Here is a 16,742-nt window from a genome sequence, read left to right as displayed (position 1 = left end):
TCGTTTAAGCGCTCCGTGTTAGCTTCCTGATTGTCAATCGCTCAAGCAATTGCTCACATACTTCGTGACCGATACCATCTCTAGTGGGAACTGCTATAACTCCTGGCTGAAGCATTTCAATGTTCGGTATAACAATGTCCTGCTCCCAAAATCTCTTTGAGGCCGATACATCCCCAGGTATTGCGAAATTTGACAAGGATGAAAGTGCAATGTTATGGAGACGTCCTATACCGAGTTCAAGCATGCCTCCGCACCAGACCGGGATTCCTCGTTCCATACAAAGGTCATGAATTTTCTTCGCATTCGTTAATCCTCCTACCCGGCCGATCTTAATATTCATGATCCGGCAGCTCCCAAGATCAATGGCATGACGAGCATCTACTAAGGTGTGAATACTCTCATCCAGACACACAGGTGTTCGCAGCTGCCGCTGCAGCGCAGCATGTTCGATAATATCATCATGCGCAAGCGGCTGCTCAATCATCATCAGATTATAATTGTCCATCTCCTTCAATATATGCACATCTTGAAGTGAATAGGCGGAGTTTGCATCAACCATCAGAGGCACATCTTCCCCAAATCGTTTGCGGATCGCTTCGACTAATTGGATATCAAACCCTGGTTTAATCTTAACCTTCATTCGCTTATAGCCTTGCTCCAGAAATCGTTCTACGTTCTGAACAACCAGTTCAATCGTAGGCTCAATACCGATACTCACACCAACCTCGATTTCTTGCTTCTCGCCTCCCAGTGCATGCGCTAGCGAAATTCCATTCTGTTTGGCATACAAATCCCACACTGCCGTCTCGATCGCGGCAATAGCCATATGATTTCGGCGGATTGGAGCGAATAAAACGGATATTTCCTCGGGATTAGTCACTTCTCTCCCTACTAATGCCGGAATTAAATAATGCTCCAACATATACCAGATCGTTTCCGTCGTTTCCTCATTGTAATAGGGTGCCGAGAAAGCTACGCTTTCTCCATACCCGATCATCCCGTCGCTATGTACACTGACGATCACACAATCCTTCTTGGCCATCCGTCCGAAGCTTGTCTCGAATGGAGCCTTTAAGGGAACTTGAACCTGTCTTAACTCAATTTTATTTATTTTCATCTGCTAACCATTCCTTTCATCGTTCGCGTTTCCATTCATAATTGTAAAGGAACCGCTCTTCATTTGGACCCCATCAAACTTTCGATTTCATGTCCTGAATTAAGGTTCTTCAAAGACGGGAGAGATCGCCTTCTTCAGAAGGCAATCCTCAAGTAAAGAAGCCGTACCACGGGCAGACCCCTAAGTACGGCATTTACGCTTTAATTCCGTTACCAATCATTCTGACTTCTACTTCTTAACAAAGAATTTCAGCTCAGAGATGGATACCCATTCCGGGTCCGCTGTAGCGTCTGGTGAACCGAAAACAGCTACTCTTAAGTATTTGCAGCTCAGTGACGAGAAGTTGAAAGGAATAAAACCGCTGGCATTGGGAGCCGTAACTCCTCCGTACACATGCGTCCAATTTTCGCCGTCTTCCGAAACGGAAAACATGAGTTTGTTGGATCTCATTTTTCCGTAGTTATGCATGGCTACGTCCAACCTCTCCAATTGAATGGTTTCTCCGAAATTAAATATAATATGGGATCCAATATCACCTGACCAGCGTGATGCGTTGGATTGCTCATTATCAAACATTTTCCAAACATTTTGCGGGGAGATGGTTGACCTGAAGCTCCTATATTTGATTTCTTTTAAGTTTGCACTTGGCATCGGCACAACAGGATCAAGAGCTTTTGCCTGCCATTGCAGCGGCACGACCGGCGGTAGGGTGTCAAACTCAATGACTTGTTTTTCAACATCCCAGATCGCTTTATAACGCATGTTTTGCGGAATAAACGTATGTGGAATACGCATTTGGTTATTAGCGCCGGTTGCTGGGGCATCCATCGTTTTATTCACTCCGTTGACCTTAGCGATATTGCTGCCCGTTACAAGCTGAATCGTCAAGTTGCCTTTGGTCGCCGTTGCCGTTTGCGTGGCAGCATTCCAATCTACCGCCATCCCCAGCGCTTCAAAGACTCCTTTCATCGGAACCATCACGAGATTATTGTTCAGCGTTGGTCGAACATCCAATTCCTGTCCCTGTGCATCAATCCGGACACGAATCTTTCTCTCTACCGGTTCTGACGAAACCTTGCCGGCGAGCGGAAGCGTACTTGAATCTGCTTTCCGTAACGTATACGTGCCTGGTTTACCCTCAAAATAGATCGAATTTCCTTCTTGGACTACTTGATACTTGACCGCTGCCGTCCCGCCTTCCGTCACGGCTGTCCAGTATCCGTCTTTCAGGTCGGTAACCAAAATCTTATAGGTCTGATTCGCAACGCCATCGAAGGTAATTGTCGCTTCTTGATTGATCAGATCAAAGCCTTTTGCAAAAAACACAACGCGATCCTGAATTCTGGCCCCTGCATAGTCATTCGTCTCGGAATAATAAACATCTTGCGGCGCAGGACCATACACAGCATCCATCACCTGCATCACGTTTAAGAACCGCGTTTGGTTAGCAGGAGCCTTATTGGAAAGCTCAATCCTCCAATTACCAGCATCAATGGTGGCAATGTCGGATGGATTGGTGGACATAATTGGCTTATTCACGCCATCTACCTCAAATTCACGTCCAGGGCCGCCGATTTTTTCGACCTTCAGATCACTGCTCTTTGGCAGAAGCGTGTTGGTAACCAACTTGCCGTTATAGCTCCGCTCCGTCACTTCATTGGTGTATCTGCTGCCTTCAACTGCAGGCTCAAAACCGGTATGGAGCAGCCATTTTTTCTCGGCGCTTGCATTCGGCGTGTTGATATGATCATATACGATCATCGCAGCCGGATATTTATCATTCTTGAAATTCAAAAATGCCATGCTTCTCGTATAATTCCCGGTTCTAGTCTTTCCATAGGCCAAACTGAGCTCACCCTTGATGTAAGAGTAATCGGGATACATCTCATCATCTCCGATGGAGTGGGAAATCATCGTTCCTCTTTGGTAGTTACGATCGGTATTCCACTGCTCGATCGTTCTTGGGATTTGTGTATAATAGAGCTGATTTGACGGGGAAAAGGTTCCCTTCTCAAGCGCATTCGGATCGTTGATTTGCACAACATTATGCGCGATGGACTGCTTATGATATTGCAGGTCGTGTTCGGATCCGTATCCCATTTCAGCTCCTGTTGCCGGATTTTTTCCTGAATAAATGCCTGAGTCAATCGCCAGATTGCCTTTATAGTAGAGAGAGAATGCACCGGCGTCGAAATGCTGATGATTGGTCTGGTTTCTTTCTCCGATATTCATGACTGCGACTGCCGCTTTGGAATCCTGATCTTCATCCCAGCCTGTTCTTGCAACCATAGAACCATACGGCGCGGGGAAGTATCTGGACAGCGGCGTATCATAGACGGACTGCGACGGTGCGTTCGGATTGAAGAAAAGAAGATAATACAAATCATCCTCATAAGTCTTTTGCTTTAAAAACTCGTTCTGCGCTCTTGGATTGTTGTAAATGCTGCCGGCTATCATATTAGTGATATTACCTTGAACGAATCTATTCCATGACGTTTGATAATCCGTATTAAAATCATCGCCCTCCGTCATGATATAGCCGTCCGATCTGCGGGTATACACCTGGCGGTCGAGCGCTAAACCGACTTTCTCCGTTAGCGGCTCAACGCCAATAGCCTTCCAAAGCTGATTGCCCATCATGATATACTTCAGCCTGTTGTCTCCATAGGGGGGGCCTTCAAACATCATCTCGGCGTCGAGCAATGTATTGAATCCAGGCATGCTAACATTCAAGATGAAGTCCGCGATGTCATTGTAGTACTCGGGATTCGTATCATAAACTGCAATCGCCATGGCCAATTTAAACTGATGGTGCACGTCGCCGTTGACATGCCCGGCAAGAATAACCTTGTCATTCTCCTTCATCGGATACGGGTACTCAAGGCCATTTCTCACCCAAGTCCCAAGGGCTTGGCGGATGGCTGATTTCTGTCCGTCATTCATGAGCGTATAGCACCAATCATAGACAACTGATTCAAGGAAGATCAGGCTTCCTACTTCTCTGCCTACATTAAAGACAGTGGTGGAATTATTCCGATCCGGGTTCCACTGCACCGAATTCGCCATATTCACAGCAAGTTGAACCGCTTTTTGACCAGCTACTTCATCTCCGTATATCAGATATCGAATTGCATTGGCTTTCATGACTTCCACCGTATTTTTATCAATATTGGTGGTTGCAGATCCTGTTCTAGGGGGAAAGTTGCCGTTCACCTGGGTTTGTGCTTTCGTGTTGATGTTGTTCCATACACTGGTAAACGCTGATTGTGTCACTCTTGTCTTCAGAGCCGGAAGCGTTTCCTTATTGACCAAAACACGCGGACGATCGCTCGGCGGCAGCGGAATCGGATCGTACTGATTGGATTGTTTGGGAGCTACGACGCCTGGCGTTTGCACCTGAAACAATACGATCGGATTTGCCGCAAGATCGCCTACTTTCTGGGTTGTCGTTCCTCCATAATTCATAGCGAAAGTATAGGAGCCGGGCAGCAATTGCTTGCTCGCTTCGCCACTCGCGGTGGTGCCGAGTGCCCTCCAGCCATCCGCATAATAGGACACAATGCCTCCGTTCAGCGGATTATTCTGACTGTTCTTCAACTGTACTCTGGCGTTTACAGTCTGAAAAATAACCACGGGATCGGTACCGGTATGCTGCACCTTATCCAATCCGGTCCCTACATAAGTGACATGAAACGTATACGATTGATCCGGCAGAGGCTTGCTGGCCATCCCGCCTTCATCGGTCGTTCCGAACGATTTCCACCCCGAATCATAATAATCAACCGTTGCGCCAGCGAGCGGATTCCCGTTGCTATCTTTTAATTGAACTATAACGGTCGATACGGCTGCTTGCACCTTCTGTGGAGCTATTCCGAATAATTCCCCTCCTGCCATGATTAAACATAACAACACTGCAATCCATTTATTGTTCATACCAGTCAACAAACCGGTCATTTTCTTCACCCTTTCCTTAAATTTAAAGAAGAGTGCCGGGCTGCGGTTTCATAGGACAATACAATAGCAGCCCAGCCATCGTCTTTATATCTTTGCCTAGGATTCAGTTAGATCATTTCTACTTCTTCACAAAGAACTTCATCTCAGAGAATGATATCCATTCCGGATTCGATAGAGCGTCTGTTGAACCGAAAACTGCCACTCTAAAGTATCTGAATTTCGGTGACGGGAAGTTGAAAGGAATAAAATCACTGGTGTCACCCACAGTATCACCTCCGTACACATGCGTCCAATGTTCACCATCTTCCGAAACAGAGAGCATGATCCTGCTTGATCTCGTATGACCGTTATATATCGCTGCGTCAAATCTCTCAAGTTGAATGGTTTCTCCGAAATCAAATATAATATGAGATCCAATATTACCTGCCCAACGTGATGCATTGGACTGGATATTGTCAAACAATTTTGGAACATTTTCCGGACTAACGGTTGCCGTGAAGATCTTATACTTCACTTCTTTTAGGTCTGTAATCGGAAGCGGAGTAACAGGTGCAAGTGCTTTTCTCTCCCATTGGAGAATCTCAACCGGCGGTAGGGTGAAAATCTCAATGACTTGATTTTCACGATCCCAGGTAACTTTATCATGGAGGCTTTCCGCAATAAATGTATGGGGAATAAGCATTTGGTTATTAGCGCCGGTTGCCGGGGCGTCCATGTTCATACTCTGACCGTTGACTTTCGCCATATTGCTGCCCGTTACAAGCTCAATCTTCAAACTTCCTTTGGTTGCCGTTGCCGTTTGAGTGGCAGCATTCCAATCCACCGCCATGCCCAGCGCTTCAAAGACTCCTTTCATCGGAACCATCACAAGGTTATTGTTCAGCGTAGGCCGAACATCCAATTCCTGCCCCTGTGCATCAATTCTGACACGGATCTTTCTCTCCACCGGTTCTGACGGAACCTTGCCGGCGAGCGGAAGCGTACTTGAGTCTGCTTTCCGTAACGTATACGTGCCTGGTTTCCCCTCAAAATAGATCGAATTTCCTTCTTGGACTGCTTGATACTTGACCGCCGCCGTACCGCCTTCCGTCACAGCTGTCCAGTATCCGTCTTTCAGGTCGGTAACCAAAATCTTATAGGTCTGATTCGCAACGCCATCGAAGGTAATCGTCGCTTCTTGATTGATCAGATCAAAGCCTTTTGCGAAAAACACAACGCGATCCTGAATTCTGGCCCCTGCATAGTCATTCGTCTCGGAATAATGAACATCTTGCGGCGCAGGACCATATACAGCATCCATCACCTGCATCACATTTAAGAACCGTGTTTGGTTAGCAGGAGCCTTATTGGAAAGCTCAAGTCTCCATTTACCTGCATCCATGCTGGCAATGTTGGTTTCATTATTGGACTTAATCGGCTTATTCACGCCATCTACCTCAAATTCACGTCCAGGGCCGCCGATTTTTTCAACCTTCAGATCCCCGCTCTTGGGCAGCAGCGTGTCGGTAACCAGCTTACCGTTATAGCTCCGCTCCGTCACTTCATTGGTGTATCTGCTGCCTTCGACTAAAGGCTCAAAACCGGTATGGAGCAGCCATTTTTTCTCAGCGCTGGCATTCGGCGTGTTGATATGATCATATACGATCATCGCAGCCGGATATTTATCATTCTTGAAATTCAAAAATGCCATGCTCCTCGTATAATTCTCGGTTCTTGTCTTTCCATAGGCCAAACTGAGCTCACCCTTGATATAAGAGTAATCGGGATACATCTCATTATCTCCGATGGAGTGGGAAATCATCTTTCCTCTTTGGTAGTTACGATCGGTATTCCACTGCTCGATCGTTCTTGGGATTTGTGTAGAATAGAGCTGATTTGACGGGGAGAAGGTTCCCTTCTCAAGCGCATTCGGATCGTTGATTTGCACAACATTATGCGCAATGGACTGCTTATGATACTGCAGGTCATGTGGACTTCCATATTCCATAGCTACTCCGGTTGCCGGATTTTTTCCTGAATAAATGCCTGAGTCAATCGCCAGATTGCCTTTATAGTAGAGAGAGAATGCACCGGCGTCGAAATGCTGATGATTGGTCTGGTTTCTTTCTCCAATATTCATGACAGCAACTACTGCTTTGGAATCCTGTCCTTCATCCCAGCCTGTTCTTGCCACAATGGAGCCATACGGCGCAGGGAAGTATCTGGATAGTGGCGTATCATATACGGACTGCGACAGCGCGTTCGGGTCAAAGAAAAGTAGGTAATACAACTCATCCTGATAGACATTTTGCTTTATAAATTCGTACTGCGCTCTCGGATTGTTGTAAATGCTGCCTGCTATCATGTTTGTGATGTTACCTTGAATGAACCTTTTCCATGGCGATTGATAATCGGTATTAAAGTCATCGCCCTCCGTCATGATAAAACCGTCCGATCTTCGGGTATAAATCTGTCTGTCGAGCGCCAATCCGACTTTCTCCGTGAGCGGCTCCACACCAATGGCCTTCCAGAGCTGATTGCCCATCATGATATACTTCAGCCTGTTGTCTCCGTAGGCGGAGCCTTCAAAGCTCATCTCCGCATCGAGTAATACATTGAACCCGGGCATGGTAACATTTAAGAGATAGTCTGCGATGTCATTGTAATACTCAGGATTCGTATCATAAAGCGCAATACCCATGGCAAGTTTAAACTGATGATGCACATCGCCGTTGGCATGCCCGGCAATAATAACCTTGTCATTCTCCTTCATCGGATACGGGTACTCAAGACCATTCCTTACCCAAGTGTCAAGCGCTTGGCGGATTGCTGATCTCTGTACGTCATTCATAAGAGGATAGCACCAATCATAGACAACAGATTCAAGGAAGATCAAGTTCCCTATTTCTCTGCCTACATTAAATACGACGGTCGAATCCGGATTCGGGTTCCATTGTGCCGTTTTCGCCATATTCACAGCAAGCTGGACCGCTTTTTGACCCGCAGCTATATCTTCATGAATCAGATATCGAACGGCATTGGCTTTCATGACCTCCACCGTTCTTACATCAATATTGGTGTATGCGGTTCCTGTTCTAAGGGGGAAGTTGCCGTCCACTTGTCTTTGCGCTTTCGTGTTGATGCTTGCCCATACATCATCAAAAGCCGCAAGATTCAATCTCTCTTTCAGAGCTGGAAGTGTTCCCTTGTTTACCAAAACACGCGGTCGATCCATCGGCGGTTGTGGTAACGGTTCGTATTGATTGGATTGTTTGGGAGCAATGACGCCTGGTGTTTGCACCTGGAACAATACGATCGGATTTGCCGCAAGATCGCCTACCTTCTGGGTTGTCGTTCCTCCATAATTCATAGCGACAGTATAGGAGCCGGGCAGCAATTGCTTGCTCGCTTCGCCACTCGCAGTGGTCCCGAATGCCCTCCAGCCATCCGCATAATAAGACACAACGCCTCCGTTCAGCGGATTATTCTGACTGTTCTTCAACTGTACTCTGGCGTTTACAGTCTGAAAAATAACCACGGGATTGGTACCGATATGCTGCACTTTATCCAATTTAGTTCCTTCATATGTCATGTTGAAGGTATAAGAACCTGGAAGAAGCTCTTTGCTGACTTGGCCGCCGGTTACATGTCCGAAAGTTTTCCAACCATCCGCATAGTAAGAAGCTTCGCCCCCGTTCAGCGGATTCCCTTGACTATCCTTCAGCTGCACCTTCACATTCGCTGTTTGAAATACAACCACGGGATCGGTACCGGTATGCTGCACCTTATCCAATTTAGTCCCTTCATACGTCACGTTGAAGGTATATGAGCCTGGAAGAAGCTCCTTACTAACTTGGCCGCCGGTTACATGTCCGAAAGTTTTCCAACCATCCGCATAGTAGGAGGCTTCGCCCCCGCTCAGCGGATTCCCTTGACTATCCTTCAGCTGCACCTTCGCATTCACCGTTTGGAACACAACCACTGGATCAGTTCCCGTATGCTGCATCTTATCCAATCCGGTCCCTTCATAAGTGACATGAAACGTATACGACTGATCCGGAAGAGGTTTGCTTGCTATCCCCGATGCATCGGTCGTTCCGAACGGTTTCCATCCCGCATCATAATAATCAACAGGTGCGCCAACGAGCGGATTTCCGTTGCTATCTTTTAATTGAACCTTAACGGTTGATACTGCCGCTTGTACCTTCCGTGGAGCTAATCCGAATAATACCCCTCCTACCATGATCAAACATAACAACATAGCGATCCATTTTCTGTTCATCCCAGTCAATAAACCGGTCATCTTCTTCACCCATTCTTTATGAACTTGAACTCTCTCTTCAGTCGAAGCCCCTCATACGCACATTTGTAAGCGCTTTACAATTTTTCAATATAAACATCACTGCAACATTCATTCGCTCCAGTTCGACCAACCGAAACACGGAGCTACTGAGCTTTTAAATTTAATAGAGCGGGGCTGCCGTTTCATAGGAAAGAAACATGAGTAGCCCCGCCAAAGTCTTTATTTCTTGCTTTCGATATAGGCATCCAATTGTGCTTGGAACTCTGCCTGAACCTTCTCAATTCCTGCTTGCTTCAGCTTTTCGAGCACTTGAGGAACACCTACTTCCGGTTTGACCAAGCCGTGGTATATCGGCAGCAAATAGGTTTGTTGGACATTATCAAGTGCGGCCAACTCGTTTTTGATTTTTGAATCATCCAGAGCAAAGGTTTCAAGCGGACTATGGATAATATTCCCCGCTTTCCATCTGCTGTAGACAGACTGAACCAAATCGCCGGTTACCCCCTCCAGCTGTAGGGAATTCGGGGTTCTCCAGCCCCAGGGACTAGCACCTTCAGGCGGATAACCAGCAGATGCCGCCAGACTTTTGAACTTTTTATCTCCGACAGGTTCCCAGTGCTTCCCTTTGATCCCATAGAAGGTTAAGTAATACAAATCTTTGTCGTACCGGAGAAGATCCAGCGCCATCAACGCCCGCTCAGCATTCTTGGAGGTTGCGTGAATCCCGATTCCACCGCCGACCAGCGGGGCTTGGTACTGTTTCGCCGTCGGATTTACGTCAATTAATTCTGGTTTCCACTCCGGATGAGTTCTCAGAATAGTGTCCATCGAGCCAGCCAACGTCGATATATTGCTAAAGTCAGCAGCCGTCTTGCCTTCTTTAAATGCCACTCTCCAATCCGTCTTGGACACAATCGAATCCTTCGTCCAAACGCCTTGCTGAGCCATGTCATAAAACATTTTCAATTTTTCCATCGTTTTCGGGTTCTCGAGATAATTCGTGAGCTTCGGATTCTTGCTTTTCAAGTCGTAGACCAGTGGAACGCCTCCATGGACGAAGCGCATTTCCATATCGAGGAAGAACACAGGAACCCCGACAGCACTTAATTTGGCAGGAGGACCGCTAAAAGCAATCATGTCCTTCTCGTTCTTGGCAATCGTAGTCAAATAGTTGACCAAATCGGTTTGCGTCTTCACTTCTGGCAGCTTATATTTTTCTCTCAAGTCGCCTCGGATCAATCCTACTTGAAAACCGCTTTCGAAGGTATCCTGCGGCACCATATAAATCTTTCCGTTGATCTTGGCTTGATCCCAACCGATCTTGTCCTGTTTTTCCCACGTGTTTGGCGTGTATTTTTTGAGCATATCTTCGGTTAATTCCAGGAAACCGTCTTTACGAGCCGTTTGATTGTAGAACGCCCAGTCACCGGTAAAGATCATGTCAAAATCCTCATTAGCGGCAAACAATAGCGGGTATTTCTGATTGTATTCATTCCAGTCCAAGAACCTGACCTCTAATTCAGCATTGATTTTTTGCTTAAGTATTTTGTTGACTTCCGCATAAACTTCATCCGTATCCGGCTGTTTCGTACCAACCAATATCAATTTCAGCTTGACCGGTGTTGAAGTGTCTATTTTCGCTGCGCTTTCGGAAGGCTTCGCTGACATGGACGCATTTGGCGATGACGATGATTGGCCCCCCGCATCTCCGCCGCACGCACTTACCAGCACGCTCAGCAAAAGGGCCGGCACGATGCCCATCCAAGTTCTTTTTTGTATACTCTTCATTGTCTTCATCCCTGTCATGCACTTCCCCCCTATTATATGCCATGCTATGATAAACCGGATTTACCGGGATTATCCTTTAACTGCACCAATCGTAAGTCCCTTGACAAAATAGCGTTGAATAAATGGATAAAGAAGCACGATCGGTCCAGTTACTACGATAGTCAGAGCCATTTTGAGACCTTCACCTGGTAGCTCCCGTGCGCTGATTCCGCTTTTCTCCGCAACGCTTTTGAGAGCATCGACACTGCCAATAACCTTATATAAATAATATTGTAAGGGGTAGAGTTTTTGATTATTAATGAAAAGCAAAGAGTTAAACCAATCATTCCAATAACCGAGAGCCACAAACAGTCCAATCGTAGCAAGTGCAGGTTTGCATAAAGGTAGAATAAGCCTGATGAAAATCGTAAAGTCTCCTGCACCATCAATTTTAGCAGATTCTGTGATTGCCGCTGGAATGCTCTTCATAAAACTTTTCATGACCAAAATATAGAATACATTAATAAGAGGAAGCAATAGCAATACAAGGTACGTATCGTTTAATTTCAAATAGTTGACAACCAGGATATAGAGTGGAACCAGTCCTCCGCTAAACAAGGTCGTGAAATAGTAGTAGAACGAGAACGCATTTCTCCACTTGAAGTCCGATCGTTGAAGCACATAACTGCTCATGGAGATCAGAAAAAGCGAAAGACATGTCCCGATAAGAGTCAAAGAAACGGTCACGCCATAAGCCCGGAGAATCTCTTCAGGAATCTTAAAAATAAATTGATAAGCCTTGAAAGAAATGCTTGAAGGAAATAGTTTATAGCCCTCCAGGATGATTGCTCTCTCTTCCGTTATGGAACCACTGAGAATAAGCAGGAAGGGTATGATACAAATCAGAGCTACGAACGATACACAACTATAAGCCAATACGTTCATGACTAACTGGTCTGTCCGGATCTTTGCGGAGCGCGTCATACTTAAGTCCGCGACTTCCGTTTGTTGTTTAAATGCCGACTTCATCGAAGGGCAACCTCCTTTCCAGTTTAAAACAAAGCTGAATCTTTATCTGCTTTACGTACGATTCCGTTAACCACCAGGATCGTGACAAAACATAGGATGGATTGAAAGAATCCGATGGCCGCCGACATGCCAATTTCATTGCTTTGTACTAAGGAGCGGTAAACGTAGGTATCAATGACGTCCGTGTTGGCGAATAATAAGCCGTTATTCCCGATCACATTGTAGAAGAGTCCGAAATCGCCTCGGAAAATATGGCCAACAGACAACAGTGTCAGGATGATCATCGTTGGTTTCAAACAGGGAATGGTAATATGCCAGACTTTCTGGAAAACGTTGGCTCCATCGGTCTCAGCCGCTTCATACATTTCCTGATCGATGCTCATGATGGCTGCCAGATAGAAAACAACGCCATAACCAACAGATTTCCAAGCCGAGAAGAACACGAGCAAGTATGGCCAAATCCCGGTAGTGCTGTAGAAATTGACTGATTCCATACCGAATGTTCGCAATAAGGTATTGACAGTGCCATGCTCATAATTCAACAAGTTATAAGCGATTGACCCTACCACAACCCAGGAAAAGAAGTAAGGCAAGAACATGACGGATTGGCTGATCTTCTTAAACCATCTGCCTTTAATTTCCGAAATCAAGATAGCAATTCCTACCTGCAGTACCAGATTGATGACGATAAACACCGCATTATAAAGCACAGTATTGCGAGTCACCCTCCAGGCATCTCCCGAGATAAAGAAGAACCGGAAATTTTCTATACCGCTCCAGTCGCTGCCTAGAATCCCTTTACTGTACGTATAATGTTTGAATGCCATTACCAAGCCGAGCATCGGCACATATTGGAATAACGCTACAAACAGAACGGAAGGGATAAGCATAAGCAGCATGGTTCTGTAACTGATCAAATCGCGAATGAACGGTGTTTTCATTGTTTTTCTCCTCCTTCTCTGTGATCACCGCTCTATATCCGTTATTATAATGGAACCGTTGTCATTTGGGTCCCCATCATTCTTTCGACTTCATGTCCAGAATTAAGATTATGAAGCAAAATCTAACGAATTCCTGATGAGCTATTTCGAGCAAACTTCTTGAACATCAATAAGAAAAACCGTCAGGGAAAACATCCTGACGGTCCTTTTAGTCAAAACTCTATATAAAATGGATGAAGTTCACACAGGTGCCCGGTCGGTAGGGCTCACCGCGAATGACATACAGGCAAGCAAAATCTTCTTCCATATTCGTACCTCCGTTTGCCATCTGGGGAATGTTTCCACTATTTATCGTAACTCAAACTGAGTCTGAATAAAATCCCTTTTTACTGACGCCTCACTCATATTTCAATAACGCTGATAAACAGCACAAGTTTTCCAACATCTCCTTTAATGAAAAAGAGGAACTGCATCACTGCTAGCTCCTCCACTATTATGAGTACATTAGTATGGCTTGAGCACCATTAGTAGGATCGAGATGAGCGCTGCAACATTCGCGATCCCTTCCAACCAAGCGGAGCGTCTGCGACTCAATCGGTACGCCTCAGGCAGCACATCGCCCTGCGTCTGCTGAAGCAGCGTAAGCTGCTGTTTAATGCCGGAGGGAATTAGGCCAGCAAAGATAACTAGAATGACAATGAAAATGGCAATTGAGGACACATACCACAGCTCTCGGAACAAAGAAATTTCTAAGAAGCCAAGAGCAAGCCCTGTAAGAAGCAACAGCGTGCCACCGAATTTCGGCAGGATCGCCGTCTTCTCCAGCAACGCAAGCGCGAACTTGGCTTGACCTACTGTCTTGGCGCTGCTCATAATCAAGGGATAGCAGATGATTGCAGCCATGGCCACCACGGCGGAAATAATATGGATGAACAACAGGTAAATATACATGAACTGCCCCCTTATTTTAGATATACCTTTCAGATGATAATCCTGATCTAGTATTTGCTTTTTGAACTCGCTGTTCTTCTCGATACAACATCCAACCTACTGCAAGTCCATATACCGCAGTAATAATATGAATCCAAGAAGGTGTTTTATCTACGGCATTCGTTAATACCAATAATGCATCAATTGCAGGCATTAAAACAGAAGTTAACATAACAACGATCAATGCTTTTCTCATACGAAGTATCATCATGGCTAGTAAGAAGATTCCAATAAACAGATCACGATCTGCTTTTATTAGAACAAGATATTTATCAGAAACGTCATGCAGGGGGATACCAAAATCTCGAATCGCAGCTTCTGGCTGGATAAAACCTTTTACTCCTAAAAACAACATCAACAGTGTAACAACGCCTACTAACCAAAATGTTACTGACTTTAGTCCCCAATATGGTTTACTCATTTGACTGTCTCCTTTTTCCAATTGATTTGATTGACTTTATTGTATATCGGTACTAATATTCTGTTAAGAACGCACTTTAAAGTACGGTACATACTTAAAAGTAAGGGAGTGATTTATCAATGATTCATCAGCGCGAATGTCCAATAGAGACTGTCATTCATGTTTTAGGTGGGAAATGGAAGCCGATGATTTTATGGCATTTGATTGAATCAACCAAGCGGTATAACGATCTGGAAAAGCTAATACCTGATGTCTCCCAAAAAATGCTCACGCAACATCTTCGAGACTTGGAACAAGAAGGCGTGATCGAAAGAACGGTCTACCCCACCGTCCCGCCAAAAGTAGAATATTCGCTTAGTAAATATGGCAGAACATTAATTCCTGTAACAGAAGTGATGTGTGCTTGGGGAGAAAATCATAATGAGCGAAAACAAGAAGAACCAGCGTCTTAACGCTGGTTCTTCTTGTTTTCGTAACTTTGATGGACGAGCTTCCTAGTGGAAAAACAAACCAAAAATCACCACTGGATCTCCGATGACTCTTCGCTTCGGATAAGCCCTACTACCTGATCCATCAACTCTTCTCCTTTTCCCATTCCCCTTACGAACTCAGCAACCTTTATTCGCTCAAAATCTCTCTTTCAGAAAATCTAATGAATTCCATCTGCTCTATTTCAAGTAAATGATCACCTTTCCGCCTAAAATCTGCACGATAGCGCCTATTCAGTTCATTAAGTCTCGAAAGTAACCATTTTCTCGTCTATAAGCATCATACAGTTCATTGGTTGCCCTCCTCAATTTTCATCTTATAGGTACTTCAAAATGATAGTACTTAATTAGTGATTCTTAAACTGATACCCTGCTATGCTGCAATTCCAGCCCACCCGCTTTTGTTCTCAGAATCAGCCATAACAAGATTACAGCAAGTAATAGCTAATATTAAGCTGTATACCAATAAGATTCTCGGAACTATTCTATCCAATACTCCGTTAATCCCAAACCATAATAAGTGATCCGTCATCTGTTACAGGTACGCTGTGAATGCCCGCTATTCTTTTATCTGTCGGAAATACTTAGCTCACACCAAACAGTCCAGCCCTTTAGATCACGAAAAAGCAGGATCGCCGCGACGCCTGCTCGGATAGTTCTTATAAAGCTATCGTTTTCAGTTGCTCAATAGCAAGTGAATGACAACTCGTTATTTCTCCCAAAGCTCGACCAACCGACCTTCAGGATCTTCAATCCAAATAAACTTTCCAAAGTCACTACTCTCTTCTTGCTTGGCAAGAGGTACACCCAAATGCTCAAGATGCTTAATAGTCTCGTCTAGATTATGTACTTGGAAATTTAACATCACTTGTTGTTCTGTTGGAAAGTAACTGTCATTCTCAGTAAAGAAAGAAAAGATAGTCTCATTTCCTAATTGGGGTTGTATCACTGTCCCATTCCAATTTTCTATTTCAATCTTCAACACTTCACTGTACCATTTTTTTACAACTTCAAGATTCTTAGTTCTCCAAAATATTCCTCCAAAACCTTTTATCATTGGATCTAACTCCTGTCGTCATCAAATTTTTCCTGTATAGATTTCAGTGTCTGCTCGTTAAAACAACTTATGTTGCTTTAATAATGCTATCATATTTCCCCATGTAAGAGCAAAGCACTGTTCCAGAGGAAATGGCTTTCAGTTATCCTCCACTAGCGAACGCGGATAACGATTTTACCTCGCGCTCGGCGACTTTCGCTCTTTTCAAGTGCTTTGGCCAAGGCGCAGGCCGAGTTGCACGCGACTTTCATTCCTCGTTTGCTTAATCGACTTTTTCATTCTTTTTGAATAAGTAGCGAATCCCTTTTCCCGCCATTGATTCGTCAGCATACCGAGGAATTATATGTAAATGGGAATGAAAAACATGTTGTCCCCCCACATGACCACAATTCCAACCAACATTGTAGCCATCTGGTTTGTAATTCCGATCCAAGTACAGCTTAACTTCTTGTAGCAACCGATATGTTTCGTTCCATTCATCTTGAGTTAACTCAAAAACATTTTCCCTATGTTCTTTTGGAACAATAATACCAGCTCCTTTAATCTCTTGTACTTTAAGCAAAGTATAGATGCATTTTTCATTGCTTAGTATGACTTCATGACTGTTATCATCGGAAATATTGCAATATGGACAATTCAACAAACACCACACCTCACAGATTATATGCTCTGAACTAATGTTCGCCATGCTGGGCA

11 protein-coding genes are annotated in these 16,742 nt (G+C 44.8%); 1 reads left to right on the top strand and 10 read right to left on the bottom strand.

Annotated features, from left to right (window positions below):
* Window positions 1-4: 4 nt before the first annotated feature.
* The 8 genes from menC to LOZ80_RS11365 form a co-directional block, all read right to left on the bottom strand.
* Window positions 5-1,117: an o-succinylbenzoate synthase gene (gene menC / locus LOZ80_RS11400; protein ID WP_238171544.1), complete on the bottom strand. Its 1,113-nt coding sequence runs from the start codon at window positions 1,115-1,117 to the stop codon at window positions 5-7.
* A gap of 228 nt (window positions 1,118-1,345) precedes the next feature.
* Window positions 1,346-5,071 (bottom strand): stalk domain-containing protein, encoded by a 3,726-nt coding sequence (locus LOZ80_RS11395; RefSeq protein ID WP_238171543.1) that lies wholly within the window; start codon window positions 5,069-5,071, stop codon window positions 1,346-1,348.
* Window positions 5,072-5,189: 118 nt separating this feature from the next.
* Complete coding sequence (locus LOZ80_RS11390) at window positions 5,190-9,353, bottom strand: stalk domain-containing protein (RefSeq protein WP_238171542.1); 4,164 nt, start codon at window positions 9,351-9,353, stop codon at window positions 5,190-5,192.
* Window positions 9,354-9,572: 219 nt separating this feature from the next.
* Window positions 9,573-11,159, bottom strand: coding sequence for an ABC transporter substrate-binding protein (locus LOZ80_RS11385; RefSeq protein WP_238171541.1), 1,587 nt, complete (start codon window positions 11,157-11,159; stop codon window positions 9,573-9,575).
* A 51-nt stretch (window positions 11,160-11,210) separates the two neighbouring features.
* Entirely contained in the window at window positions 11,211-12,149 is a 939-nt protein-coding gene (locus LOZ80_RS11380) for a carbohydrate ABC transporter permease (RefSeq protein WP_238171540.1), read from the bottom strand.
* A 23-nt stretch (window positions 12,150-12,172) separates the two neighbouring features.
* Window positions 12,173-13,090 carry an ABC transporter permease gene (locus tag LOZ80_RS11375; RefSeq protein ID WP_238171539.1) on the bottom strand — a complete coding sequence of 306 codons (918 nt, stop codon included), beginning with the start codon at window positions 13,088-13,090 and terminating at the stop codon, window positions 12,173-12,175.
* A gap of 504 nt (window positions 13,091-13,594) precedes the next feature.
* Window positions 13,595-14,041: a DUF2269 family protein gene (locus LOZ80_RS11370; protein ID WP_238171538.1), complete on the bottom strand. Its 447-nt coding sequence runs from the start codon at window positions 14,039-14,041 to the stop codon at window positions 13,595-13,597.
* Between the two features lie 16 nt (window positions 14,042-14,057).
* A complete protein-coding gene (locus LOZ80_RS11365; RefSeq protein WP_238171537.1) occupies window positions 14,058-14,501 on the bottom strand; it encodes a DUF4267 domain-containing protein in 444 nt (147 codons plus the stop codon).
* A 119-nt stretch (window positions 14,502-14,620) separates the two neighbouring features.
* Here LOZ80_RS11365 and LOZ80_RS11360 point away from each other — a divergent pair, with 119 nt between their 5' ends.
* Window positions 14,621-14,953 carry a winged helix-turn-helix transcriptional regulator gene (locus LOZ80_RS11360; RefSeq protein WP_238171536.1) on the top strand — a complete coding sequence of 111 codons (333 nt, stop codon included), beginning with the start codon at window positions 14,621-14,623 and terminating at the stop codon, window positions 14,951-14,953.
* Between the two features lie 745 nt (window positions 14,954-15,698).
* On the opposite strand, the gene LOZ80_RS11355 is transcribed toward LOZ80_RS11360, so the two are convergent.
* Window positions 15,699-16,046, bottom strand: a complete 348-nt coding sequence (locus tag LOZ80_RS11355; RefSeq protein WP_238171535.1) for a VOC family protein — start codon at window positions 16,044-16,046, stop codon at window positions 15,699-15,701.
* Window positions 16,047-16,308: 262 nt separating this feature from the next.
* Complete coding sequence (locus LOZ80_RS11350; RefSeq protein WP_238171534.1) at window positions 16,309-16,734, bottom strand: HIT family protein; 426 nt, start codon at window positions 16,732-16,734, stop codon at window positions 16,309-16,311.
* Window positions 16,735-16,742: the final 8 nt, after the last annotated feature.

The sequence above is a fragment of the Paenibacillus sp. HWE-109 genome, from assembly GCF_022163125.1.
GTDB lineage: Bacteria > Bacillota > Bacilli > Paenibacillales > NBRC-103111 > Paenibacillus_E.
Note: the sequence above shows the minus strand (reverse complement) of the source record. Positions and strands in the feature narration are given on the sequence as shown.